The 24,235-nt window shown below is 68.9% G+C and carries 26 protein-coding genes; 12 read left to right on the plus strand and 14 right to left on the minus strand.

Annotation, left to right across the window (positions count from 1 at the left end):
• Positions 1 to 7 precede the first annotated feature (7 nt).
• The 5 genes from K368_RS0122770 (at position 8) to K368_RS25360 (ending at position 4,057) form a co-directional block, all read left to right on the plus strand.
• A complete protein-coding gene (locus K368_RS0122770; RefSeq protein ID WP_027174370.1) occupies positions 8 to 526 on the plus strand; it encodes a DUF6468 domain-containing protein in 519 nt (172 codons plus the stop codon).
• A complete protein-coding gene (locus K368_RS0122775; RefSeq protein WP_027174371.1) occupies positions 523 to 1,371 on the plus strand; it encodes a hypothetical protein in 849 nt (282 codons plus the stop codon). Before K368_RS0122770 ends, K368_RS0122775 begins: the two co-directional genes overlap by 4 nt.
• A gap of 169 nt (positions 1,372 to 1,540) precedes the next feature.
• The gene (locus tag K368_RS0122780; protein ID WP_027174372.1) at positions 1,541 to 2,218 is read left to right on the plus strand and encodes an invasion associated locus B family protein; all 678 of its coding nucleotides are present in this window, start codon (positions 1,541 to 1,543) and stop codon (positions 2,216 to 2,218) included.
• Positions 2,219 to 2,265: 47 nt separating this feature from the next.
• A complete protein-coding gene (locus K368_RS0122785; protein WP_027174373.1) occupies positions 2,266 to 2,640 on the plus strand; it encodes a hypothetical protein in 375 nt (124 codons plus the stop codon).
• A gap of 229 nt (positions 2,641 to 2,869) precedes the next feature.
• Positions 2,870 to 4,057, plus strand: a complete 1,188-nt coding sequence (locus tag K368_RS25360; protein ID WP_051439971.1) for a calcium-binding protein — start codon at positions 2,870 to 2,872, stop codon at positions 4,055 to 4,057.
• Positions 4,058 to 4,194: 137 nt separating this feature from the next.
• On the opposite strand, the gene K368_RS0122795 is transcribed toward K368_RS25360, so the two are convergent.
• The 3 genes from K368_RS0122795 to K368_RS0122805 form a co-directional block, all read right to left on the minus strand.
• On the minus strand, positions 4,195 to 4,407 hold the full coding sequence (locus K368_RS0122795) for a hypothetical protein (protein WP_036266612.1): 213 nt from the start codon (positions 4,405 to 4,407) through the stop codon (positions 4,195 to 4,197).
• Positions 4,407 to 4,532: a hypothetical protein gene (locus K368_RS27640; RefSeq protein ID WP_018042593.1), complete on the minus strand. Its 126-nt coding sequence runs from the start codon at positions 4,530 to 4,532 to the stop codon at positions 4,407 to 4,409. The genes K368_RS0122795 and K368_RS27640 overlap by 1 nt, the downstream gene beginning before the upstream one ends.
• 65 nt (positions 4,533 to 4,597) lie before the next feature.
• Positions 4,598 to 5,041, minus strand: a complete 444-nt coding sequence (locus tag K368_RS0122805) for a DMT family transporter (RefSeq protein WP_027174375.1) — start codon at positions 5,039 to 5,041, stop codon at positions 4,598 to 4,600.
• Positions 5,042 to 5,303: 262 nt separating this feature from the next.
• Between K368_RS0122805 and K368_RS0122810 the strand changes: the two genes are divergently transcribed.
• Together K368_RS0122810 and K368_RS25365 are read left to right on the plus strand one after the other, a co-directional pair.
• Positions 5,304 to 5,552 (plus strand): hypothetical protein, encoded by a 249-nt coding sequence (locus K368_RS0122810; protein WP_027174376.1) that lies wholly within the window; start codon positions 5,304 to 5,306, stop codon positions 5,550 to 5,552.
• Positions 5,553 to 5,990: 438 nt separating this feature from the next.
• On the plus strand, positions 5,991 to 9,341 hold the full coding sequence (locus tag K368_RS25365; protein WP_081739649.1) for a hypothetical protein: 3,351 nt from the start codon (positions 5,991 to 5,993) through the stop codon (positions 9,339 to 9,341).
• Between the two features lie 64 nt (positions 9,342 to 9,405).
• Here K368_RS25365 and K368_RS0122820 read toward each other — a convergent pair whose 3' ends face one another.
• Positions 9,406 to 10,509 carry an alkene reductase gene (locus K368_RS0122820; protein ID WP_027174377.1) on the minus strand — a complete coding sequence of 368 codons (1,104 nt, stop codon included), beginning with the start codon at positions 10,507 to 10,509 and terminating at the stop codon, positions 9,406 to 9,408.
• Between the two features lie 215 nt (positions 10,510 to 10,724).
• On the minus strand, positions 10,725 to 11,609 hold the full coding sequence (locus K368_RS0122825) for a CoA ester lyase (RefSeq protein ID WP_027174378.1): 885 nt from the start codon (positions 11,607 to 11,609) through the stop codon (positions 10,725 to 10,727).
• A 213-nt stretch (positions 11,610 to 11,822) separates the two neighbouring features.
• On the opposite strand from K368_RS0122825, the gene K368_RS0122830 reads away from it, so the two are divergent.
• Positions 11,823 to 12,167, plus strand: a complete 345-nt coding sequence (locus tag K368_RS0122830; protein ID WP_036266616.1) for a DUF167 family protein — start codon at positions 11,823 to 11,825, stop codon at positions 12,165 to 12,167.
• A gap of 2 nt (positions 12,168 to 12,169) precedes the next feature.
• On the opposite strand, the gene K368_RS0122835 is transcribed toward K368_RS0122830, so the two are convergent.
• From K368_RS0122835 to K368_RS0122855, 5 genes are read right to left on the minus strand one after another with little or no spacing between them, the layout of a single operon-like run.
• Positions 12,170 to 12,541 (minus strand): tRNA-binding protein, encoded by a 372-nt coding sequence (locus tag K368_RS0122835; protein ID WP_027174380.1) that lies wholly within the window; start codon positions 12,539 to 12,541, stop codon positions 12,170 to 12,172.
• Between the two features lie 16 nt (positions 12,542 to 12,557).
• Positions 12,558 to 13,385, minus strand: coding sequence for an FTR1 family protein (locus tag K368_RS0122840; protein WP_027174381.1), 828 nt, complete (start codon positions 13,383 to 13,385; stop codon positions 12,558 to 12,560).
• Between the two features lie 43 nt (positions 13,386 to 13,428).
• A complete protein-coding gene (locus tag K368_RS0122845) occupies positions 13,429 to 14,829 on the minus strand; it encodes a 4Fe-4S binding protein (RefSeq protein ID WP_027174382.1) in 1,401 nt (466 codons plus the stop codon).
• A gap of 4 nt (positions 14,830 to 14,833) precedes the next feature.
• Positions 14,834 to 15,169 (minus strand): cupredoxin domain-containing protein, encoded by a 336-nt coding sequence (locus tag K368_RS0122850; RefSeq protein ID WP_036266618.1) that lies wholly within the window; start codon positions 15,167 to 15,169, stop codon positions 14,834 to 14,836.
• An 8-nt stretch (positions 15,170 to 15,177) separates the two neighbouring features.
• Positions 15,178 to 15,741: an iron transporter gene (locus K368_RS0122855; RefSeq protein WP_027174384.1), complete on the minus strand. Its 564-nt coding sequence runs from the start codon at positions 15,739 to 15,741 to the stop codon at positions 15,178 to 15,180.
• Positions 15,742 to 16,010: 269 nt separating this feature from the next.
• Between K368_RS0122855 and K368_RS0122860 the strand changes: the two genes are divergently transcribed.
• Complete coding sequence (locus K368_RS0122860) at positions 16,011 to 17,027, plus strand: DUF2336 domain-containing protein (protein ID WP_027174385.1); 1,017 nt, start codon at positions 16,011 to 16,013, stop codon at positions 17,025 to 17,027.
• Between the two features lie 30 nt (positions 17,028 to 17,057).
• Here K368_RS0122860 and K368_RS0122865 read toward each other — a convergent pair whose 3' ends face one another.
• The 3 genes from K368_RS0122865 to K368_RS0122875 all read right to left on the minus strand — a co-directional run bounded on the left by K368_RS0122865 (position 17,058) and on the right by K368_RS0122875 (position 20,231).
• Entirely contained in the window at positions 17,058 to 18,239 is a 1,182-nt protein-coding gene (locus K368_RS0122865; RefSeq protein ID WP_036267275.1) for a glycosyltransferase family A protein, read from the minus strand.
• A 145-nt stretch (positions 18,240 to 18,384) separates the two neighbouring features.
• Positions 18,385 to 19,752, minus strand: coding sequence for an MATE family efflux transporter (locus K368_RS0122870; RefSeq protein ID WP_051439972.1), 1,368 nt, complete (start codon positions 19,750 to 19,752; stop codon positions 18,385 to 18,387).
• A complete protein-coding gene (locus K368_RS0122875; RefSeq protein WP_051439973.1) occupies positions 19,743 to 20,231 on the minus strand; it encodes a DUF971 domain-containing protein in 489 nt (162 codons plus the stop codon). The genes K368_RS0122870 and K368_RS0122875 overlap by 10 nt, the downstream gene beginning before the upstream one ends.
• Before the next feature lie 174 nt (positions 20,232 to 20,405).
• On the opposite strand from K368_RS0122875, the gene moaA reads away from it, so the two are divergent.
• Entirely contained in the window at positions 20,406 to 21,440 is a 1,035-nt protein-coding gene (moaA, locus tag K368_RS0122880) for a GTP 3',8-cyclase MoaA (RefSeq protein WP_027174389.1), read from the plus strand.
• A gap of 76 nt (positions 21,441 to 21,516) precedes the next feature.
• Entirely contained in the window at positions 21,517 to 22,383 is an 867-nt protein-coding gene (locus K368_RS0122885; protein ID WP_027174390.1) for an NAD(P)-dependent oxidoreductase, read from the plus strand.
• On the opposite strand, the gene miaA is transcribed toward K368_RS0122885, so the two are convergent.
• Positions 22,361 to 23,314: a tRNA (adenosine(37)-N6)-dimethylallyltransferase MiaA gene (gene miaA, locus K368_RS0122890; RefSeq protein WP_027174391.1), complete on the minus strand. Its 954-nt coding sequence runs from the start codon at positions 23,312 to 23,314 to the stop codon at positions 22,361 to 22,363. The two genes, K368_RS0122885 and miaA, sit on opposite strands and share 23 nt — an antisense overlap.
• Before the next feature lie 17 nt (positions 23,315 to 23,331).
• Between miaA and serB the strand changes: the two genes are divergently transcribed.
• Entirely contained in the window at positions 23,332 to 24,228 is an 897-nt protein-coding gene (serB, locus tag K368_RS0122895; RefSeq protein ID WP_027174392.1) for a phosphoserine phosphatase SerB, read from the plus strand.
• The last annotated feature ends 7 nt before the right edge of the window (positions 24,229 to 24,235 follow it).

Consider the following 24,235-nt stretch of genomic DNA (forward strand, 5'->3'; position numbering starts at 1 on the left):
CCCGCGCATGAGCCTCCTCGTCACCCTCGCCGCCGACGTCCTCGTCGCCGTCCTCCTCGTGGCCAGCATCGTCTCCTCGGTGCGACTCAGCCGGCGCATCACCCGGATGAAGGCCGACGAAGCGGCCCTGCGCCAGACCATCGGCGATCTCGTGGTGGCGAGCTCCACCGCCGAGCGGGCCATCATCGGCCTGCGCGCCACCCTCGACGAGTGCGACCGGACCCTGGCCGACCGCCTCGGCACCGCGGAGCGCTACGCCGCCGACCTCTCCGCCCATGTCCAGGCCGGCGAGACCGTGATCGCCCGCATCTCCGCCATCGTCTCCCATGCCCAACCCGCGCGGATGGCCGTGGTGCCCCCCGTCGAGATCCGCCCCTCCGAGATCCGCGCCGCGCCGGTCGAGGTAGGGGACGCGCCGAAGGCTGCGCCGTCGAGCCCCAACGGTGAGCGCCTCGGCGCCGCCGCCGCCGCCGCCCTCGCCATGTCCGAGCGCGCCCTCGGCCGCCTGCGGAGCCGCGCCGCATGACGACGCCCGGCTCCCTCGTGCGCGCGGGGCACGCCCGCCTGGGAAAGCTCCGCACCGGCCGGCCCGGTGCCGCGCAGGCGCGCCCCTACAAGCTGCGGCTGATCGATGCGGTGACGCTGGCGGCGGTGGGCCTCCTCGTGCTCAAGCTCGGTGCCATCGCCGTCGACGATCTCGGGCCGAGCCCGGCCTCGGCCGAAGCGCAGCTGCCGGACTTCGCGCGGGTCCTCGCCAAGGCCCGGACCAATTACGAACTGCCGGACCCGCAGACCACCGGCTCCGTGACGCCGAAGGAACCGGAAAAGCCCGCAGCCGAACCGGAGCCGCCCGCTCCGCGCCCCCCGCCCCCGGCCGAGCCCATGCCGGCCAGCGAGCGCGCCATCCTCGAAAAGCTCTCCGCCCGGCGCGACGCCCTCAGGCAGCGCGACGAGACCCTGAGCCTGCGCGAGCAGATGCTCGGGACCGCCGAGCGCAAGCTCGAAGAGGGCGTCAAGGATCTCAAGCGCAACGAGGACAGGCCCGACGGGGCCGGTGCGCAGCAGGCCGAGGCCGAGCGGACGGGCCTGAAGAACATCGTCACCATGTACGAGACGATGAAGCCGAAGGATGCCGCCCGCGTCTTCGATCGTCTCTCCCTCGACGTGCTGGTGCCCATCGTCCTGGCGATGAATCCGCGCAAGATGGCCGACGTGCTGGCGCTGATGCAGTCGGAACCCGCCGAGAAGCTCACCGTGGCGCTGGCCAACCGCGCGCGCGGCCAGACCCCGACGCAGCAACCCGTCGTCATGGGCCTCGGCCCCAACGAATTGCCGGCCATCGATCAGGGCGGTCAGGACAAGCGCCGCTGAACAGGGCGTTCGCGCGTGGCGGACGGGGCCGGCGGGCGGATTCGGCAATGACGGGCGGGTCGGATTGCCGGTGGGCGACGAATCGCGATGCCGGCGGGTCCATTGCGCTCGCGGGCCGGGAGGGCTAGGCGGCAGGTCTGATTTCGTTCGAACGCCGGATGCCCGCTCGATGCGTTGGAGACATGTTTTGCCCGTGGTCGGCGTGATGGCGTTCGCTGCGACGATCACCGCCTGGAACGGCGCCTCGGCGCAGGAGGCCGCGCCGGACCAGGACGCTCCGGCCGCCTCCGACGCGCCGGCGAAGCCCAAGCCGAAGCCGAGGCCGAAGCCCGTGCCGAAAGCTCCCGCCCCGGCTGCCGCTGCGCCCGCCGCCGCCTCTGCCCCGGCCAAGGCGGCCTGGCCGGAAGGCGCCAGCGCCCTGAGCGAGAGTTATGGCGACTGGAGCATCAATTGCTCCCGCGAGAACCAGGTCTCGATCTGTTCGGTGGTGCAGGCCCAGGGGTCGAAGCGCGAGAACCGCCGCGAATTCGCCATCGAGCTGAAGCCGCCCGCGAACGATCGCACCGATGGGCTGATCCTGATGCCGTTCGGGTTCCAGATCGAGGCGGGGGTGAGCTTCAAGATCGACGACGCGGTTCTCGGCAAGGGCGCCCCCTATTACACCTGCAGTTCGGAGGGCTGCCTCGTGCCGGTGAGCCTGCCGACGCTGGCCACCGATACGATGAAGACCGCCAAGAACCTGCTCATCCTCGCCCCCAAGCAGGACGCCACCGAACCCACGACGATCACCGTGCCGCTCAACGGCTTCGGTGCCGCCCTCGCGAGGGCCAGCGCACTCTCGCACTGACGGTCAACGGTCGGGCGAGGGGACAGACAGGTAGGAACACGCCATCCATGAAGCAGATCTTGATCGCCTCGCTCCTGTTGGGAAGCCTGACGCTCCCCCTTACCGCCCAGCCCGCGCCGGATGCGGCCCCGCCGCCGGACACCAAGGAGGAGCGGCAGAAGAACAATGCCGCCAAGCTCGCCGGGCTGCTCCAGTTCGTCTCGGAATCCTGCCCCGAGTCGAAGCCGAACTACGAGACGTTCAAGACGGTGGTGCGGGGCCTCGGCATCGAGCCGGATGCCCTCGCGGGGGGGGAACTGATCCTGCGCGTCAAGGCCTATGCGGACGTCTACGGCAAGGACGTGCCGGCCAATTGCGCCAAGGCCGTCGCCAATTTCGGTGACAGCGGCACTATCATTCCGGGGCTCGTCGTCAGGAAATGAGACCGTTCCGCGTCGCCCCGGCGAGCGGCAGTAGGGCACTCATGGCGGCCAATATGCGGTTGCCTGTTCAAGTCGGGGCGCCCTCTCGACTTGTATCGACGCGCCGAATTGACACCGATCGTCCTCCAAGGTGCGAACGCCACAAAATCGATGAACGAGTTAATGGAAGCTTCATCGATCCTTGGTAGAATTGTGGGAGACAGCCTACGCCCTAATGGGGAGCAGTGGAATGCCTACCATCGACGTAACTCTCGGCGCTGATTTCGACGAGAATGACACCGTCATAGTCTTTCCGCCGTTCCTCTTCAATAACGATCCGGCAGAAGATCTTGCGATTGTCTTCAATGCCGGTTTGAGCCGCTACGAGATCGAGGGCAGCGGCGGAAGAAGCGCCGGAGTCTATTACAACAACGGATCTGGAAGCGAAGATGCCACGCTGGAGACGGGCGGGTACTTCTTCGACTTCTCCGACCGCTCCGGAAGGGTGACGATCCAGGGTGGTGATTTCGCCGACGTCATCACGGGTGGGGCCGGCGTGAATACGCTCTCCGGCGGGGCCGGGAACGACACCCTGAACGGAGGCGCGGCCAACGACTACCTTGAGGGCGGGGAGGACGCCGACGTCATCTTCGGCAATGGGGGGTTCGATACGGTCTCCTACGCGGGATCCTCGGCAGGCGTGACGGTCAATCTCGACACCGGCATCAACAGCGGGGGCGACGCGGAAGGCGATACGCTGACCGGGATCTCGCGGATCATCGGCAGCGCGCACGAGGACGTCCTCACCGGGGATGGCGCGGCCAACACGTTGATCGGCGGCAGCGTCTACGATTCCCTCTTCGGCGGGGGCGGCAACGATCGCCTCGTCGTGTCGGGGACACCCACGATCGTCGACGGGGGCACCGGCACGGACATCATGATCGTCACCGGTCCGTCCCTCTTCACGGACCAGACCTTCGAGAATATCGACAAGGTCTACGTTAGGAACAACGGATCGGCCGATTTCTCACTCGTCACCAGCGCCCAGGCCATCGTGTCGCAAAGCACGGCCGGCAACGCGGCGACCATCATCGGCTCGCAGGCCGGCGACCGGATCTATGGCGGAGGCGGAGCCGACATTCTCGTCGGCGGCGCGGGCAAGGACAAGATGTTCGCCGGCTCGGGCTCCGACGAATTCACCTACCTGGGCGATCTTCCCGGCGGGTTCGGCCGCGACAACATCTATCGGTTCGACGCGGCCCACGATCGGTTCAACCTGGAAGGGATCGTCGACAGCTTCGCCGAGGTGAACATCCGCTCGATCAACAAGAACCAGGATACCGAAATCACTTTCGCCACGAGCACCAACCCGGCCGACAAGATCATCCTGCACGACGTCCTGTCGACGGCCCTGACGGTGGACAACTTTCTGATCTAGGCAGGCTTGGCGAAAGCGGTCGCCGGCTTTGCGTCCCAAAACCTGCGACACTTCAAGCGCAATCAGCCACTCACCGGATCGCGCCCCATCCCGTTTCCGTGCTCAGCCCCGCCCGAAGGGCCTGCCGTCGGCGGGCGTCACCGCTTCGGTGTCGCGGTGATGGACGCGTCCGGGCAGTTCGGCAGGATCGCTTTTCCGACCGTGTTGTTCGGATCGCAGGCGGGGACGGCGGGGGCTCCGCCATTCTCCGCCCGTTCGGTGCGAAGCGCCTCGAAATTCCATACACCGACCCAGATCACCGCGAGGATCGCGGCCAGACCCAGGATGACCAGGGGCATCAGGCGGCGCATCAGCGGGGCGCCGTCTGCTGGACGGGCGCGGTATGGGCCGTGTCGCCGTTGCGGACGAACGCGTACAGGATCCCGACCGCAAGGATCGCGACGACGGCGATGAGGACGGGGAAGTAACGGTGCATGGGTCTTCCTGGTTGAGGGTAGCGCTATAACGACGGATACCGTGGGAACGGTTCAGCCCGGCGGACTAGAAAGTTGCCACGAGGGCGACGCCCGCGATCATCAGCACACCGCCGGCGATCCGCCACAGGGTCGCCGGGTGGCGTTCGAAGCCGACCCAGCCGAAATGGTCGAGCAGGATCGAGGTGACGACGCCCGCCGTCACGAGCATTCCGAGGAACGGGGCCGCCCCGATCTGGCGGGCCACCATGAGCTGCGTCACGACGATGCCGCCCCCGAGCACGCCGCCGAACCAGGCCCACCACGGTACGTCCAGGACCTGGGCGGCGGACGGCAGGGTCAGCTTGCCCGAGACGAGGCCGGCGACGGTGATGAAGGTAGCCGTCCCCGCGGCGACGACGAGGCCGCCGCTCAGGGATCCGCCGAGGCTCTTGGCCAAAGCGCCGTTCTGTCCCGCCTGTACGGCATTCGCGATGCCCGCGAGAAGAACGGCGCCGTACAGATACCACATCGGTGTCCGGCTCCGTCGATGAACGTCTTCATCTAGGGCGGCGACGGCCGGGGGTGGTGCGACATCTGCGGCCTGTCCGTTGCGGGGATGATTTCCCTGTGGTCGAGCGTTGACCCCATACCCTCCGCCCCGAGGGGGATTCTCCGACTTCGCCCCGTCCGGTTCGTGCCGGGCGGGGTCTTTACTGTCGAGGTCTTCATCGTCCGGGCATGGATATTTTGGGTCGCTCCGCCGTTGGTTCACCGGATCGACAGGAGAATTCATGAAGACCTTGGCCCTCACGTTTTGCGCGCTCGCCGTCTCGACGCTCGCTCTCGCGCAGATGACGACCTCCGCCGATGCGCGGTCTCGCCATTCCAAACGCGGATTTGGAACGCATAGCCTCTCGAACAACACCGGCGGCCGGAGAGGTCGCGACAGTTCGGCGGCGGGCGGCAATTCCAGCCAGCCCTCACGCCGGTCCGGGGCCGGAAGCGCTGGCGGCGGCAGCGGCGGAACCGGCGGGATGTAGGCCGGAACCGCCTCCTCGGTCGCCGCGCGGCGTCGGACGGGCCGGCCTTCTCTCGGCCCGCGACATCGCCGCGCGAGCCGCCTCGGCGGTGGACATGTCCGTTTCCCGATGTGGCAAATGTGGGATGTCACATGGTAACGGTGAGACCTTCCTCCCAAGGAAGGTCCTTCTGAACACTTCCCCGCCCGGCGAAAGCCGGCGCGGGGTTTTTTTGATCGGGCATCGGCGGAAGACCGTCTTTCCGGGAGGGACCCAAGGCGCGCGCAGTTTCGAGACATCGCCGCGAGCGGGCGTTAGGCGGGCGTTAGCCTCGAAGGTGGAGACTCCCCGGCGGTGTAGCGTGTCGCGGGAATCGGTTTGGGATTCTCCGCGCAATCCGGTGTGGCGTGACCTGCGATGGGAATGGGGGCCGAAATCGCGAGACGTCGGCGCCGGCTCATGGCGGGCTTGGTCGCGACCTCGATCCTCGGCGGGACGCTGATCTCCGGCAGCGAGGCCGAGGCGGCCCGCCTCCTCACCCTGAAGGCGAACCAGATCGGGCGCTATGCCCGGATCGCCATGACTTTCGATTCGGCGGTTCCGGTGAAGGCCAGGATCTCCGGCCTCGTCCTGCTGGTGAATTTCGGTGAGCCCAGCACGTCCGCGCCCGAAAAGATCGCGGGCGAGATCCCCGATTTCGTCACCATGGTCCGGCGGGACCCCGACGGGAGCGGCCTGCGCATCGCCCTGCAGAAGCCGTATCGCCTCAACGTCCAGACGGCGGGCGAACACGTCTTCGTGGACCTGCTGCCCGAAGACTGGTCCGGGCTCCCTCCTCCGCTGCCGCCCGAGATCGTGGCCGAACTCGTCCGCCGGGCGCAGATCGCGGAAGCCGCCATGCGTGCGGCCAAGCCCGTCGTCGAACCGAAGCGCCTGCCCCTCGAACTCTCGCGCCTGCCGACCCTGACCCGGCTCAGCCTGCGGCTCCCACCGGACACGACCGCGCGGTTCGACGAGGCCGGATTGGCGACGCGGCTGACGATTCCCGGCGCCTGGCGCATCGACGACCTCGCGCCCCGTGGGCGCACGAAGCCCGCCATCGAGGCTCTGTCCGTCGAGAACGACGGTGACGGCGCACGCCTGCTTGTGACGCCCGCCGCCGGCTACGAGATCCGGACCGGACGGGACGAGGACGGCGTGACGCTGGACGTCGTCCGCAAGGCCGCGCCCCCGGATGCCAAAGCTGCGGACGTCAAGCCATCCGCGGCGGACGTGAAGGCCGCGGCGGGAGACGCATCGTCCAAACCCGCGACGGCGCCGGTGAGCGCCGCGCAGGCCAAACCGGCCGGCATTTCGGCGCCCACGGTCCCGCAGAAGACCATCGTCCTGCGCCCGGCAGGACCCGGCCTCGCCTTTCCGTTCCAACGCCAGCCGGCGGCGGCCCTGTTCGAGCGGGCCGGCATCGCCACCCTGGTGTTCGAGACGCCCGATACGGTCGCCGTCCCCCCCGGAGACCCGGTCTTCGATCTCGTCAGCCAGCCCCGGCGGCAGGGTGCCTTCGTCTCCTTGAGCTTCAAGGTACCCCGCGAGCGGCTCCTCGATCTCGTCCCCATCGGCGATGCGGATGCGCCCACCGGATGGGAACTCGTCGCCGGCGAGAACCTGTCGGCCAGCGAAGCGCTGTCCGCGATCCGCAACACGGAGGCCAGCGGGCGCATCGGTATCGGCATCCGCCTGCCCCATCCCGGCGGGGCGACCTGGATCGAGCGGGGCGGCGAGCGGATCGGCGTGGTGACCGGCTATGGGCCGAAGCCCGCCGGCATCCCCAAGCGGCAGGTCTTCGTGGATTTCGAGCTCCTGCCCAGTCGGCAGGGCGTGGCCGTCCTCGCCAAGGCCGACGATCTTCTGGTGCGGCCGGACATGGATGGCGTCGTCATCGCCCGCGAAGGCGGCATGGCCGTCTCCGGGGTCGCGCGCCCGGCCGAACCGGCCCTCGCCGCCGTGAGCGATCTCGCCATCGAACGCCAGCCCTGGGACGCGGCGAGGAGCGGCAATATCGGCGAGACCCTGCGCGAGCAACTGGACGCGGTGGTCGACGCGCCGAGGCCGGCGCGAGGGCCGCTCAGGCTGGCCCTGGCACGGAGCATGCTCGCCAACGGCCTCGGCGTGGAAGCCCTCGGCGTTCTCCAGGTGGCGGCCGCCGAAGATCCGGTGATGGCCGGACAGCGGGAACTCGCGATCCTCACCGCCGTGGTGAACGCGCAGATGGGCCGCTACGCCGATGCGCGGAAGGCGCTCGACACCGAATTCCTGCGGGCCGACCCGGAGGCGCGTCTGTGGAAGGGCTATCTCGATGCCAGGGCGGGGCGCTGGGCCATCGCCGATACGGCGTTCCGGGACACGGCCGGCATCATCGAGCGCTATCCCGACGACCTCCAGGGTCGGCTTCGCTCGGCCGCGGCGGAGGCCGCCATCGAGACCGGTGATTGGGCCACGGCCTCTCAGCAGATCGCCACCGCGATGGCGCGCGCGGCCGAGCGTCCGGTCGCCGACCGGCTGGCTTTCCTGCGCGCGCGGATCGACGAGGTGACGGGCCAGACGAGCGCGGCGCTCGACACCTATCAGCGGTTGTCCGACACCGCGGACCGGCCGATCGCCGCCGCGGCGACCCTGCGCGGTACGATCCTCGCCCATGCCCTCGGCAAGATGCCGGTGGCCGAGGCCATCGAACGGCTCGAAACGCTCCTCCTCACCTGGCATGGCGACGAGATCGAACTGAGGACGATCGCGGGGCTCTCCAAGCTGAACGTGGAAGCCGGGCGCTGGCGCCAGGCTTTCGCCGCCTCGCGCAAGGCGGATGCGCTGGCACCCGGGTCGCCGATCAGCCGCGAGGTCCATGACAGCGCCCAGGACCTGTTCGACGACCTCTTCCTCAGCGAGAAGGGGGCGCGGATGTCCGGCGTGGAGGCGCTGGCGCTGTATTTCGATTTCAAGGACTTCGCGCCGATCGGCCGCCGTGGCGACGAAATCGTGCGCCGGCTCGCCGACAAGCTGGTGGAACTCGACCTGCTCGATTCGGCCGGGGAACTGCTCCAGCATCAGGTCGATCACCGGCTGTCCGGCCCGGCCCGCTCCAGCGTCGCCGCGCGGCTGGCGACCATCTGGATGATGGACGAGAAGCCCCTTCAGGCTCTCCGGGTCATCGACGCCACCTACCTGCCCGAACTGCCCGAGGATCTGCGCCGCGCCCGTGCGCTCATCCGGGCGCGCGCGCTCTCCGACCTGTCGCGCACGGATCTCGCCCTGGAGACCATCGAGGCGGAGACCGGCGCCGACGCGGATCGGCTGCGCGCGGACATTCTCTGGAGCGGCCGCCGCTGGCGCGAGGCGGGCGAGGCGCACGAGGCCATGGTCGGCGAGGCATGGCGCCTGCGCAAACCCCTCGACGACGCCATGCGCTCGGACATCATCCGCTCGGCCATCGCCTACGGCCTGTCGAACGAATCCCTCGGGCTGGAGCGCCTGAGGGCGAAGTTCGCCGAACCCATGGCCGAGAGCGTCGACGCCCGCACCTTCGCCCTGCTCACCCAGCCGAACGCGGTGCGGAGCCAGGCCTTCCGCGAAGTCGCGCAGCGAGCCAGCAAGGCGGAGACGCTCCAGGCTTTCCTGAAGGAGTATCGCAAGCGTTACCCGGAGATGTCGGTGCCGCAGCCGGCCAAGACCCAGGGCGCGCAGGTCGAAGGCGCGCAGGTCGAAGGGTCGCAGGTCGAGGCGAAGGCGGGCGAGGCACCGCCCTTACCCAAGGGCTGAGGCACGCCTTCCCGTCCTGAACCGATCCATCCCGAAAACCCGACCCGGTTTTCGGGATCAGGCATCAGCGCCGGAACGCCACGGGGCCGTTCATGCCCGGCCAGTCGGAATAGCCGTTGGCGCCGCCGCCATACCAATAGGCCTTCGGAGCCTCGGCGAGCGGTGCGCCGGTACGGAGGCGCTCGACCAGATCGGGATTGGCGATGTAGGGCCGGCCGAAGCTGAACAGGTCCGCCCTCCCCTCGGCGAGGTCCTTCTCGGCGAGTTCGAGCGTGTACTGGTTGTTGCCGATATAGGCGCCCTGGAACCGCTCGCGGATCTGGCCGAAATCGACCTCGTCCGGCACGTCGCGGGTCTGCTGGGTCACGCCCTCGATCGTGTGGACGTAGAGCAGGTCGAACCCGTTCAGGGCGTCGATATAGGCGCCGAAGGTCGCCTTCGGATCGCTGTCCAGCGGCGTCTTGCCCGGTTCCGTGGTGGCGGGCGATAGGCGGATGCCGACGCGCTTGCCGCCCCAGACCTCGGTCACCGCTTTTACAACGGCGAGGGGAAAGCGCAGGCGGTTCTCGATCGAGCCGCCGTACTGGTCGGTCCGCTTGTTGGTGGAATCGCGCACGAACTGTTCGAGCAGGTAATTGTTGGCCGAGTGGATCTCGACGCCGTCGAACCCCGCGCGCTTCGCATTCTCGGCGGCCTTGCGATAATCCTCGACGATGCCCGGGATTTCGTCCGTTTCCAGTGCACGGGGCGTCTCGTGCGGCTTCATGCCGGATTTCGTGAACGCCATGCCTTCGGGCTTCAGTGCCGACGGCGCCACCGGCGACTGACCGTTGGGCTGCACGTCGGGATGCGAGATGCGGCCGGTATGCCAGAGTTGCAGGAAGATGCGACCGTCATTGGCGTGAACCGCGGCGGTGACGGGCTTCCATCCCTCCACCTGCGCATCGGTCCAGATGCCCGGCGTCAGCGCGTAGCCGACCGCCTGAGGCGAGATGTTCGTCGCCTCGGAGATGATGAGGCCGGCATTGGCGCGCTGGGCATAGTAATCGACCGCGAAATCCGGGGGGATGCCCTCGTCGGACGACCGGCTCCGCGTCAACGGCGCCATGACGACGCGGTTCTTGAGGGTGAGGTCGCCGAGGGTAAAGGGTTCGAGGATCGGGCTCATGACGCGTGAAAATCCTTGGGGCAAGATGTCGTCGGAAGGCGGTGCGGCCCTCCGGTGCTGACCTCACCCGATCCGGCCCGGGCGGTCCCGACCTGTCCCTTGGATGACGGTGGGGCGAACGCAAAGGACGGGGGTGAGGCGGGATGAGCGGGAAATCCCGTGCCGCCTCGCCTAGTTCCCCCGCCCGGCCGAGCCTTCGCGACGCAGCCTCGACCTCAATACCCTCTGGCGGCGATGGAATCCGACCAGTTCACCGCGCGGCGCGCCATGCTGATATGCTGGCGCTCGTACATGCGGCCCTCGACCTTGATGGCCCCGCGCTTGGCGTTCTCGGGCTTGTCGAAGGCCTCGATCACCAGGGTGGCGCGGCGCACCTCCTCCTCCGTCGGAGCGAAGGAGGTGTTGGCCGGCTCGAGCTGGTTGGGATGGATCAGCGTCTTGCCGTCGAAGCCGAGGTCGCGCGCCTGGCGGCACTCGGTGCGGCACCCTTCGATGTCGCCGATGTCGTTCCACACGCCATCGAGGATGGTGAGGCCCTCCGCGCGGGCGGCGGCCAGGGTGAACATCATCCAGGGCAGCATCGGCACCCGGCCGGGCACGAGCTGCGCCCAGGTATCCTTGGCGAGGTCGTTGGTCCCGAGGACGAAGCAGGTGAGCCGGGTGCGCCGGTCGCGCCGCGCCTTGGCGATGTCCTGGATGTTGAGGATCGCCGCCGGGGTCTCGATCATCGCCCAGACGTCGATGCTCTCGGGAGCGTCCAGGGCTTCGAGATGGTTGGCGATGCTCTCCAGCACCGCGGGCGAGGAGACTTTCGGCATCAGGATGGCGTCGGGCCGGGCTTCGATCGCCGCCTTCAGGTCCGCCTCGCCCCAGGGGGTCTGCGGAGCGTTGACGCGGATCACGAGCTCGCGGTCGCCGTATCCGCCGCCCTTCACCGCCGCGCAGACCTGCTCGCGGGCCAGCACCTTCTCGTCCGGTCCCACCGCGTCTTCGAGGTCCAGGATCAGGGCATCGGCCTGCAGGGACTTCGCCTTGTCGAGGGCCCTCTGGTTCGAGCCGGGCATGTAGAGGACGCTGCGGCGCAGGCGGAGATCGGACATGGATCCATTCCAGTGATGATGCGGTGCAGCTTAATGCAACACGGCTGCCGAGACAGCCCTGCGGATATAAAATGCGTGTCGATGACCCGCGTTTGACCGGCGCAGGCGTGGCCTTTGCAGCGAAATGCCTATCACAGCGCATCGCCGCGAGAGCGTCGCGGACATCCGCCGGGTTCGAGGCAACCCGGCCGGGGTCATGCACGGATTGGAATCATGCCGCCAAGGACAGAAGCCCTCCCCTACACGGCGACGCCGGAGGGCGTCCGGCTCGCTGTGCGCCTGACGCCGCGCGCGAGCCGGACCGGCCTCGATGGCCTCGTGGAGGGCGCCGACGGACGTGTCTGGCTCCAGATGCGGGTGGCCGCACCTCCGGTGGAGGGGGCGGCCAACACGGCCCTGATCGCCGCCCTCGCGGAAACCCTGCACCTGCGCCGGTCCGACATCCGCATCGTCACCGGGGACACGGCGCGACAGAAGATCCTGGCGCTCAGCGGCGACCCCGCGCTGCTCGCCTCGCGTCTCGATGCCTGGATCGCCGGGGCGGCCCCACGGCGCTGAAGTCAGAACAGGCGGCTTCCGTCCGGCACGGCATGGTCGGGGCGGAACAGGACGACGGCGCCGTTCGTGTCGGCGAAGCCCAGGGTCAGGACCTCCGAGAGGAACTTGCCGATCTGGCGCGGGGGGAAATTCACCACCGCGGCGACCTGCCGGCCGACAAGATCCTCGGGCCGGTAATGCTCCGTGATCTGGGCGCTGGAGCGCCGGGTGCCGATGGTCGGCCCGAAATCGATGGCGAGCTTCAGGGCCGGCTTGCGCGCTTCCGGAAACGGCTCTGCGGAGACCACCGTGCCGATCCGGATGTCCACGGCAAGGAACTCGTCGAAGCTGATCGGGGCCGCCGCAGGGGCTGCCGCATCGTGGTTCACATGCATGGCCCGCCTCCCCGGTTCACGCCGTCCGCAAGGTCCGTCGCCGCTTGTCAGCCGACGACCATTGCATGAGGGCGACCATGACCAGGATCGTGCCGAGATAGACGAGGACCTGCAGCCCCGTCGGTCGGTCGGTATACCCGACGAGGGCGTGGAGCACGCGCCCGACCAGGCTGCCCTCGGACAGGATGTCGGCGGTGTTCCAGAGCGGCCGGTCGAGCACGGTGATGAGCCCGGCATTGGTGAGGAACTGCGCCGCCTGCGCGGCGAGGCCGGCGGCGAGGAATATGATGAGCGCGCTGGTGACCGAGAAGACGTAGCGGGTCGGGATCGCGGCCAAGCCGAAATAGCTCACCGCCGATATCAGAATACCGGCGCCGACCCCGGCCAGCGCGCCGATCTGCAGGTCGGGGCCGGACGTGCCCGAGGCCACGAGGCCGTAGAGGAAAAGGACGAGTTCCGCGCCCTCGCGCAGGATCGCCGCGCCGACGACGAAGGCCAGGGCTGCGGATGTGGTCTCGCCCCTGCGCACGGATTCTCCCGCGGCCTTCAGTTCGCCCGCGAGTTCACGCCCGTGGCGGCTCATCCAGGTGTTGTGCCAGATCAGCATGAGGACGGCGGTGGCGAGGACGGCCGCGTTGAGGATGTCCTGTCCGGCGCCTTCGAACGCGTCGGAGATCGCTTCGGCGAAGAGCGCCACGAGGCAGGCGCCTGCCAGGCCGCCGACGACGCCGAGGCCGATCCAGCGGCCGCGCCCGGCAATGCCTCGCGTGGCCGCCAGCACGATGCCGATGATGAGGCCGGCTTCGATGACCTCGCGAAAGGCGATGACGAATGCTCCGATCATGCGGAGATTTCCTTCGATGTCGCGGGCGGGCGGTGTGGGCGCCCTACCAGATCCAGAACAGAAGCACCCAGCCGGAGACCGACAGGGCGGCGGCGGCGGCGATGCAGGCGGTGGCACCCGCCCGGCGCCATCCGCCCACGGAGAGACCCGCCACCTGCCAGGCGAGCCAAGCACTCCACAGGCTCGCGCCGCTGAGCAGGCCCGCGCGCAGTTCCGCCACGTAGGGCGGGGCGAACCCCTCCCCGCGCAGGAAGGTGACGGTGAGGGCGGAGAGGCCGAGGAACACGCCGCATCCCGCGATGGGGATCAGCGTCTGCGTCAGGTGATGGAAACGCGACGACGACAAGGGGCCGAGAAACCGGGTGCCGAGGGCCACGAGGGCGGAGAGGCCGACCCCGAGGATGATCGTCGCGGCGGCGATATAGGCCAGCAGCAGGCCGCCATCGAGGAGCGTCATGACGTCGTTGTGCTCGGGGTAGTTGGTGAGCACGAACCACGGCAGGGTGGTCTCCAGCGGCCAGACCATGCCGTGCTCGATGAACCAGGTGGCGAGCCATTGCTTGGCGTCGATGAACCAGGGGCTCGACGACCATTGAAAGGCGCCGGCCGCCAGACCCATCATCCCGAACAGGATCAGGATCGTCTGTTCGAGGCTCGGCTCGGAGCCCGCCACGTGGACGATCTCGTAAGCGGGGGAGCGCCGGGCGAGGCGGACCGCGCCGCGGTAGCCGCTGCAGCGCCCGCACATGTGGCAGGAGCCGGCGCCACGCATGGTCTTCACCGGCACCAGGGGGGCGCAGTTGAAGGCGGCGCCCTGCGGCTTGTCGGAGGCGGCCCAGGCGGGGCGGTCGACCTGGAAGCTCACCGGAGCGAGCTTGGCCAGGACCGCGAAGACGCCGTTCACGGGGCAGAGATAGCGGCACCAGACGCGCTTGTTGCGGCCATAGACGAGGCCCACCGCGATCGCCGCCACGGTGGAGCCGCCGAGGACGGCCAGCACCGGCTTCGGGTAGCCGTAGACGCTGACCATCTGGCCGTAGACGGTGGTTCCGGCAAAGGCGATGAAGGGCCAGCCGCCCCAGGTGATCCAGCGCGGCACCGCACGGCCGAGGCTCCAGCGGCTGGCGAATTCGGTGAGCGTACCCTCGGGGCACAGCACCCCGCACCAGGCCCGGCCGACGAGGACCATGCTCACGAGGACGAAGGGCCACCAGATGCCCCAGAACGCGAATTGCGCGAGGACCGTCAGGTTGTTCCAGAGATGGGCGGTCCGGTCCGGAAGCGGCAGGAAGGCAGGCACGGCCACGAGGACGAGGTAGACCGCCACCACCGCCCATTGCACGCTTCGGATGATTCCACCGTGGCGCTGCAGCCAATGGCCGAGTTCCGCGAGGCGCTGGTCGATCCAGGCTTCACGCAGGTCCGTCGAGACGCTCGCCGTCATCGGGCTACTTCGCCACCAGCTTGGCTTTGGCTTCCGGGTGGAAGTCGTCGAACACGTCGTAGGTGCCGGGGTCGAGGGTGCGGAAGACGATTCCCGAGGTCGAGCCGGCGGCCAGGGCCTTCTCGCGCTTCAGTTCCATGCTCTCGAACTCCACCGGCGAGGTGCCGGTATTGCTGATCTCCAGCTTGAAGCGGGTATTGGCCGGGACTTCGATGATCTCCGGGATGATCACGCCGTCCTTCATCTCGACCTTGATCACCGGCATGTCGTTGGCCCATGCGGCAGCGATACCGGCTGCCATGAAGGCGCCGGCGAGGACGAGGCCGCGGACGTGCTGCATCACGGTGCTCAATACGCGCCTTTCTTGCCGGTGCCGGCGAAGGTGAAGTCCTGGATGAGGTCGAACGGCTTGAACCATTCGGCGACGCCCGTCTCCTTGTCCACGTGGCGGCCGAAATGCTGGTTCTTGCCGGGGGGCGCCACCGTCAGCTTGAGGCGGTAGCGGCCGGGGCCGCTCAGCTTGACGTTGTCGCCGTAATGCGGGCCGTCATTGGCGACCATCGGCATCAGCGAGCCGCTCACCTTCGGACCCGTGGCGGCCTCGCCCTCCAGCTTCGTCAGTTCGAAGCTCACGTCGAGGGAGGGGAGCCAATCGCCCTCGGCGAAGCCGTTGCGGTTGTCCTTGGTCGCGCGGATGTCGGCTTCGAGGTGGATGTCGGATTGCGCGGCGGCGCGCATCATGTCCGGCGGGTCCATCTCGATCGGCTGAAGATAGACCGCCGTCACTTCCAGCCCGTCCTTCAGCATGGGAGGGCCGATCGGCGTCTCCTTAGCTGAGGCGAAGCCGGTGCCCAGGGCCGCGAAGGCCAGCAGGGAGGCGGAAATCAGTGCGGAGTGAGTGATCTTGCGCATCGTCTCTAGCGCGTAAACCAGCGTTCCGCCGATGCAAAGGCGCTTCTTTGCCGAATCGATATATCAGAATGATTCCAAGGTGTTGCGGTTGCCCTTGAAACGATGGCCGATGGCTCGTGCGACGGTCTCTATGCCGCACCGGCTGCTCGCAGAGTGAACGGGCCGCCGGTCGCCTCGGCCGGACGAACCGCCCGTTAACGGTGGCGCGGCCATCATCGCGTTCCCGTCGAGACGCTGGCACCCAAGGTTGGCCGGAGACATCAGCGCCTATGGCGACTCCACTCGTGGCCCTCGTTCAACAACTCGACCGCACCATGGCGGGTGCCTCGATGGAGCGCCGCCAGTCGATCCTGCGGAATCTCACCTCTCTTTTCGCCGAATACGCGCCGCGTCTCGGCATCGACCACGTCCGCGCCTTCGACATGGTGATGCTGCATCTCTCCCGGTCGATGGAGGAGGTCGCGAGAGGCGAGCTGTCGCGCCGCCTCGCCCCGATCGCGAACGCGCCGCCGCGCCTGATCCGCGACCTCGCCTTCGATCCCGCCGCCTCCGTGTCCGTTCCGACCCTCGAGGCGGCGGTACTGCTGACCCTCGACGACCTGACCGCGATCGCGCGGGTCTGCGGGCAGCCCCAGCTTATGGCCCTCTCCCGTCGGAAGATCCTCATCGAGCTCCTCACGAACATCATCGTCGAGCGGGGGGACGCCGCAGTATCGCGCTCGGTGGCGGGCAATCCCGGCGCGCGATTCTCCCTCGAGGGCTACAGGCAGCTCTTCGACCGCAGCCTGTCCGATCCGGAACTCGCCGCGCGGCTCGGCGACCGCGACGACGTCCCGGACATCCTGGCGCGGGAGGATGAACTATGGGACGGCATCGCCCCGCCATCCCCGGACGATCCGGTCCGCGCGATCTTCGCGGCCGAGGTGTTCGTGGGTGCCCAGTTCCGCCAGGGCGAGGTCAACGAGACCCTCATCGTCGGCTGGCTCGATTCGGGCCGCGAGACGGAAGCGCTGGTGGCGCTCGCCCGCCTCGCCGGGGTTCCCAGCGCGATGGCCATCGAGGCCTACCAGGCGCCCTCCTACGAGCCGCTGCTCTACCTCGTCCGCTCGGTGAGGTTCGGCTGGAAGATCCTGAGGCTGTTCATGGCCTCGAAATCGGAGCGGGAGACGCCGCCCGAGGTGATGCGCGGGATGACGGAGGCGTTCCAGGCCCTCTCCGTCATCACGGCGCAGCGCGTCGTCCGGATGAATGCGGCCCGACGGAAGATCGACGCCGACCATGACTGATCGGCCGGCGTGTCGCGCCCTGCTGTCGTTTCAGCGGGAAACGGGATCGGCCGCCATGGCTTTCGCCTCCGGCAGCAGGGGCGATGCGGGGGCCGGGGACGGCAGGCGGCTCCGCAGCGCCGAGGCCGCGCGCAGCACGACGAGGACGAGGGACGCCACGCGGATATGGCGGGGCAGCTGCTTCGGTCCGAGGGGGCGATAGACCAGTCTGGGGCTGAGACGCTCGATCTCCGCGACGGCGAGGCCGACGAGGGGTTGCTGGGCGATCCGGGCCGCATCCGCCGCAGGGATCGCGAGTTTGCGGAACCAGGCCTGCGTGGTCGCCAGACGCCCCGTGGCGTGGAGCCGGCGCAGGCGACGACGCCACAAATATCGGTAGAGTGCCCGCGGAACCGCTTCCATGCGGGCATCGCACAGGCTGTCGGGGATCTCGCAACGAGCCCGGATCGTATCGGCGACGCCGCCGGGTGCCCGGCCGACCAGTCGCCCCGACACGGTGACGACCACGTCCTTGGCGTGCCGGACCCGCAGCCCGTGCTGGAGCAGGGCCGCCACGAAGGCCCCGTCTTCGCCGAGAGGGATCATCGGCATGCCACCCACCAGCCGGTAAGCCGAGAGCCGGACGGAGAGCGTGGCGCCGATCGTCGTGCGGTGGCAGGGCCAGGGATCGTGCGGGTCGTGGTCGATCCGCGCCTCGGCCTCGGTGAGGAGGTCGCTGTAGGCGTCCTCCAGCTTGCCGCGCGAGCGCAGGGATTGGGGCAGGGCTGCCCACTCGTCCTCATCGATCTGGATGCGCCCGGCCACGGCATCGGCGCCGGCGTCCAAGGCGGCGAGGTTCCGGGCCACCCAATCCGTGGGCACGCGGCTGTCGGCGTCCGAGGTCAGGATCGTTCCCGCCGTGCCCTCCGGGCCGATCCATTCGGCGGCGGCATCCATGGCGGCGCGCCGGGCCCAGCCGGCATGGGCGCCCTCGAAGGTCACGCTGCGGATGCGGACGGGGATCGACATCCCCTGCGCGAGGGCCACCACGATCCGGTCCGTGCCGTCGGTGCAGTTGTTGAGGAACAGGTACAGGCCGAGGCTCCCCGGCCGCACACCCTCCTGTGCGTCGATGGCGCGAAGGCAGGCCTCGATCCGCTCGGCCTCGTTGCGGACCGGGATGGCGATGACGGTGTCCGGGGCCGCGTTGGGAAAGCGGGGCGACGTGTCGATCCCGGGGGCGACGTCGGCGAGGGTCGAGTAGGGCACGAGGGACTCCGATGGGGCGGCGCGGGCTTGGCCCGCTTCCGTTTCCCGGCAGGTGAGAGAGCCGGACCTTACCGGCGTCAAACTGAACGGCAGCCGTCCGGTGCGAGGATCAGGCGCCGGACGGCGTCGCGAAGGTCCGCCGGGCGAGGCCCGGATAGGCCAGGGCCTGGCTGGCGCCGCGCGCGGCCAGCAGCGTCAGGAAGGCGAGCCAGAGGCCCATGTTGCCGAAGCCGCCCGCATGGGCGAGGCCGATGGCGAGGGCATAGATGCCGGTTGCCGCGATCATCAGGTTGCGCATCGCCCGCGTCCAGGTCGAGCCGATATAGATCCCGTCATAGGCGAAGGGTACCGAGGCCACGAGGGGCGCGAGGGCGGCGGGGACGAGATAGGCGCGCGCCGTCTCGCGCACCTCCGGGCTCGTGGTCACGGTATCGATGAAGGCCGCGCCGAACACGAGGAACAGCGTCGCCACCGCCAGACCGAAGGCGACGCACCAGACCAGGCTCAGCCGGGCCGCTCGGCGGAACCCGTCCTCGTCCCGGGCGCCCACCGCCTGCCCGCACAGGGTTTCGGCCGCCGTGGCGAACCCGTCGAGGAAGAAGCCGCCGATGAGGAAGAGATTCCACAGCACCGCATTGGCCGCCAGGACCACGTCGCCCGACCGCGCCCCGAGGGCCGAGAACAGGGCGATGGCGCCGACGAGAAGCAGGGTCCGGATCATCACGTCGGCGTTGACGCTGACCATGCGCGCCAGCGCCATCGGATCGCGAATGACGCGGAGCGGCACCGAGAACGGCCGCGAACCGAGCCTCGCCAGGAGAACGAGCCCGAGGACGGTCCCGGCGGCCTCGGCCAGGAGGGTAGCGATGCCGGCGCCCGCGACGCTGAGATCCGCCCAGAGCACGAGGACGAGGGTGAGCGCGATGTTGACGAGGTTGATCGCCACCTGCAGCAGGAGGCCGAGATCGGTCCGCCCGCGCCCGAGCACCGAACCGAGGATGGCGTAGTTTGCCAATGTGAAGGGCGCCGCGAAGATGCGGATGTGGAAATAGGTGGCGAGCCCCGCGATCACCGCCGGGCTGGCGCCGCTGAGGGCGAAGGCCCCGGCGGCGATCGGCACCTGGGCCGCCGTGATGAGAAGGCCGACGACGAGGCCCGCCGCCAGGGAGCGCGCGAGGATCCGGTCGATCTCCGCGGCATCTCGCGCGCCCACCGCCTGGGCGGTGAGACCCGCCGTCGCCATGCGCAGCGAACCGAAGGACCAGAAGACCGCATCGAAGATCACCGCCCCCAGCGCCATGGCGCCGAGGAGCGCGGGATCGCCGAGGCGCCCGATCACCGCCGCCCCGACGAAGCCGAGGAGCGGGGTGGTGACGTTGGCCAGCGTCATCGGCAGAGCCAGGGCCAGGATGCGGCGGCTTGTGGCCGGAACCGGCGTCACCCCGACAGAGGAATCGGCGGTGGCGGTCAGTGACATCCGCACCCGCTGCCGCAGCTTCCCTCGCCTTTGGGCGGCTCGCCCTTGGCCGGGCTGGCGGCCGGCCGCCGGGCTGCGTCGCGCGCGAGACCGCGCTCGTCGAGTTCGGACAGGTATGTCGCCCAGCGGTTCCGGTATTCCCGGCCGAGGTCGTAGAGATAGCCCCAGCCGAACAGCCCGGTATCGTGCATGTCGTCGAAGGTCAGCTTCACCGCGTAGTTGCCCACCGGCTCCACCGAGAGAATCGCCACGTCGCGCTTGCCGCCGATGACCTTGCGCTCGGATGGCGAGTGACCCTGCACTTCCGCCGAGGGGCTGGACACGCGCAGGTACTCGGCGGGCAGGGCGAATTTGCCGCCATCCTCGAAGGAGACGTTGAGCGTTCGCTTGTCGCCGGACAGGCGGATCTCGGTGGGCCAGCGCTCCGGCGGGGCGACCTGCCGGCCGGTGGAGTGGGGATCGGCGTGATGCTGGCTCATGTGGGAAATCTCATGCCCGAAACCGGATTGGATGCAATATATGTGTAGTGCGCGGGGGGCATGCGTCCCACCCTGCTTGCCCTATCCGCCGTCGCGCCTCATATGCCGGACATGCTAGGTTCATCGCGCGACCACGCTCCGGAAGTCCCCCCAGGCCCGAGTCCCGAGTCCACCATGGGTGTTGCCTTAGCCGAACGCGTCGCATCGAGGGCGCCGGCGCCTTTGATAGACCCCTTCCAACGCGCGATCACCTACCTTCGCATCTCGGTGACGGATCGCTGCGACCTGCGTTGCGTCTACTGCATGTCGGACGACATGAAATTCCTGCCCAAGCGCGACCTGCTCACCCTCGAGGAGCTGGACCGGCTCTGCGGCGTGTTCATCGACCGGGGCGTGCGCAAGCTCAGGATCACGGGCGGCGAGCCGCTCCTGCGCCGTGACATCATGCATCTCTTCCGGCGGCTGTCCCGCCATCTCGGCACCGGCGCTCTCGAAGAGCTGACGATGACGACGAATGGGACACAGCTCGGACGGTTCGCTCCGGAACTCGCCGAACTCGGCGTCAGGCGCGTGAACGTGTCCCTCGATACCCTGGACCCCGACAAGTTCCGCGCCGTCACGAGGCGCGGCGACCTGAAGGTGGTGCTCGACGGGATCGAGGCGGCGCGCAAGGCCGGGATCAAGGTCAAGATCAACGCCGTGGCGCTGAAGGGCGTCAACGAGGACGAGATCGCCGACATGATCGCCTGGGCCCATGGCGACGGCATGGACATGACCCTCATCGAGGTCATGCCGCTCGGCGAGGTCGAGGGCGACCGCACCGACCAGTTCCTCCCCCTCTCCGTCGCCCGCGCCCGTCTCGAACAGCGCTACACCATGGTGCCCCTGCCCGACCGGACCGGCGGACCGGCGCGCTACGTCCGCATCGCCGAGACCGGCGGACGGCTCGGCTTCATCACGCCGCTGACCCATAATTTCTGCGAGAGCTGCAATCGCGTCCGCCTCACCTGTACCGGCAAGCTCTACATGTGCCTCGGCCAGGAGGATGCCGCCGATCTGCGCCATGCTCTGCGCGCCTCTCCGGACGACGCCCTCGTCACGCAGGCCGTCACCGACGCCATCGCGCGCAAGCCCAAGGGCCACGACTTCGTCATCGAGCGCGCCCGCCCGGCCGCCGTGCCGCGGCACATGAGCGTCACCGGCGGCTGAGCCCGCCCGCGCGTTTGACCCCTTGAACCATCGAATCTAGACCCGCCGCACACATAGTGACGGATGGAGACGGATGATGGCGAAGGTCGCGTTCCTGGGCCTCGGCGTGATGGGCGGCCCGATGGCGGGTCACCTCGCCAAAAAGGGTCATTCCGTCACCGTCTACAATCGGACGACGGTCAAGGCGGAAGCCTGGGTTACGGCGAATGGCGGCACCTTCGCGGCGACGCCCCGCGAGGCGGCGGCCGGGCAGGAGATCGTCTTCGCCTGCGTCGGCAACGACGACGACCTGCGCGGGGTCACCCTCGGTGAGGACGGCGCCTTCGCCGGGATGGAGAAGGGCGCGATCTTCGTCGATCACACCACGGCCTCGGCGGAGGTTGCGCGGGAACTGGCCCAGGCCGCTTCCGAACTCGGCCTCGGCTTCATCGACGCCCCCGTTTCCGGCGGACAGGCCGGCGCCGAGAACGCGGCGCTCACCGTGATGTGCGGCGGGGACGAGGCCACCTACGCGACGGTCGAGCCCGCGATCCTGAGCTTCGCCAAGGCCTCGCGCCTGATGGGACCGGCGGGCTCCGGCCAGCTCACCAAGATGGTCAACCAGATTTGCATCGCCGGTATCGTCCAGGGCCTGTCGGAGGCGATCCACTTCGCCAAGCGCGCCGAGCTCGACGTGGACGCGGTCCTCGACGTGATCTCGAAGGGTGCAGCCGGGTCCTGGCAGATGGAGAATCGCGGCCGGACCATGAATGCCGAAAAATTCGATTTCGGTTTCGCCGTCGACTGGATGCGCAAGGATCTCGGCATCCTGCTTCTGGAAGCCCGGCGCAACGGGGCCAAGCTTCCGGTCACCGCCCTCGTCGACCAGTTCTATGCCGACGTGCAGGCCATGGGCGGGAACCGCTGGGACACGTCGAGCCTCATCGCCCGCCTGGAGAAATAAGGCCGGTCGCCACGGCGAGGGCCGTGTCTGGATCCGTCCAGGTCCAGTCCTCGCCCATCTGGTGGCGGAACCAGGTGAACTGGCGCTTGGCGTAGCGCCGCGTATCGCCCTGGCCGCGCTGGATCGCCTCGGAGAGAGGGATCGCCCCGTCGAGATGGGCGATGAGACCCGGCACGCCGTGGGCGCGCATGATCGGCAGGAGCGGATCGAGGCGGCGCTCCCTTAGCGCCGCGACCTCGTCGAGGGCGCCCTCCTCGATCATCGCCAGGAAACGCCGATCGATCCGGGCGCGCAGGGTCTCCCGCTCGGGGGCGAGGAACAGCTTGACTAGGCGTTTGCCCGCCAGTGGCCCGGCGACGCGCTCGCCGTGAAACGCCGAGATCGGCCGCCCGGTGGCGGCGAAGATTTCGAGCGCCCGCATGATCCGGGCGCGGTCGGTGGGTCGCAGCGTTTCCGCCCCGGCGGGGTCGACCTCCGCGAGGTCGGCATGGAGCCGTTCGGTGGCCCGGTCCTCGGCCCGTGAGCGAAGCGCGGTCCGGATCTCATCGGGGACCGGAGGCAGGTCCGACAACCCCTCCTCCAGGGCGCGAAAATACAGGCCGGTGCCACCGACGAAGATCGGAAGCCGGCCCTCCAGGCTGTCGAGAAGGTTCGTGGCATCGCGGGCGAAATGGCCGGCGGAGTAGTTCACCGCTCCATCCACCTCGCCGTAGAGCCGGTGAGGTGCCTGCGCTTCCTCATCGACGCTCGGCCGCGCCGAAAGCCGCCGCAGGTCGGCATAGACCTGCATGGAATCGGTGTTGACCACCACGCCGTCGTGACGGCGCGCGAGTTCCGTCGCGAGGCCGGACTTGCCCGAGGCGGTGGGCCCTGCGATGAGGATCGCCGCCGGGGGCGCCTGTCTGTGTGATCCGTCCGTGACCGGCGGCAAGGCGTGGACACTCCCCGATGACCCTCGTCGCGACCCTGATAGCAAACGAGAGCCGGCCCGCCATCACCGATGCGGTGCTGGCGGAAGCCCGCGCCGTGCTGCGGACGGAGCATCAGCCGCGCATCCTCCATGGCGAAGTGGCCGCCGAGATCCTGTTTCCCGGATCGGTCGAAGAAGTGCCCGCGATGGCGCGACGGCTACGGGCGGCTTTCGCCGCCGAACCTTTCGACGTCGCCGTACAGGTGACCGGCGCCCACCGCCGCAAGCGCCTGTTCCTGGCCGACATGGATTCCACCATGATCGAGCAGGAATGCATCGACGAACTCGCCGACACGATCGGCCTGAAGGACCGCGTCGCCGCCATCACCGAGCGGGCCATGCGCGGCGAGATCGCCTTCGAACCGGCCCTGCGCGAGCGTGTCGCCCTGCTGCGCGACCTGCCCGTCGGCGTGGTGGACGACCTCATCCGGGATCGCATCACCTTCACGCCGGGGGGGCGCAGCCTCGTCCGGACGCTGAAGGCCAACGGCGCCCATACCTGCTTGGTGTCCGGCGGGTTCACCCTGTTCACGGGACCGATCTCGGCGACGATCGGCTTCGACGAGGCGCACGCCACCACCCTCGGGGTGAAGGACGGCCATCTCACCGGCGAGGTGCTGGAGCCCATCGTCGGCAAGGAGACCAAGCGCGCGACGCTCGTCGCCCTGCGCTCGCGTTTCGGCCTCGACCGTGCGGATACGCTGGCTGTTGGCGATGGGGCGAACGACCTCGACATGCTCGGCGAGGCCGGCCTCGGCGTGGCGTTCCGGGCCAAGCCCAAGGTCGCCGCGGCGGCCGATGTTCGCATCGACCACGGCGACCTGACCGCGCTCCTCTACCTGCAGGGGTATGGGGCGAGCGAGTTCGTCGCCTAGCACCGGC

This window comes from Methylobacterium sp. 10 (assembly GCF_000519085.1).
In the GTDB taxonomy this organism is placed as follows: Bacteria; Pseudomonadota; Alphaproteobacteria; order Rhizobiales; family Beijerinckiaceae; genus Methylobacterium.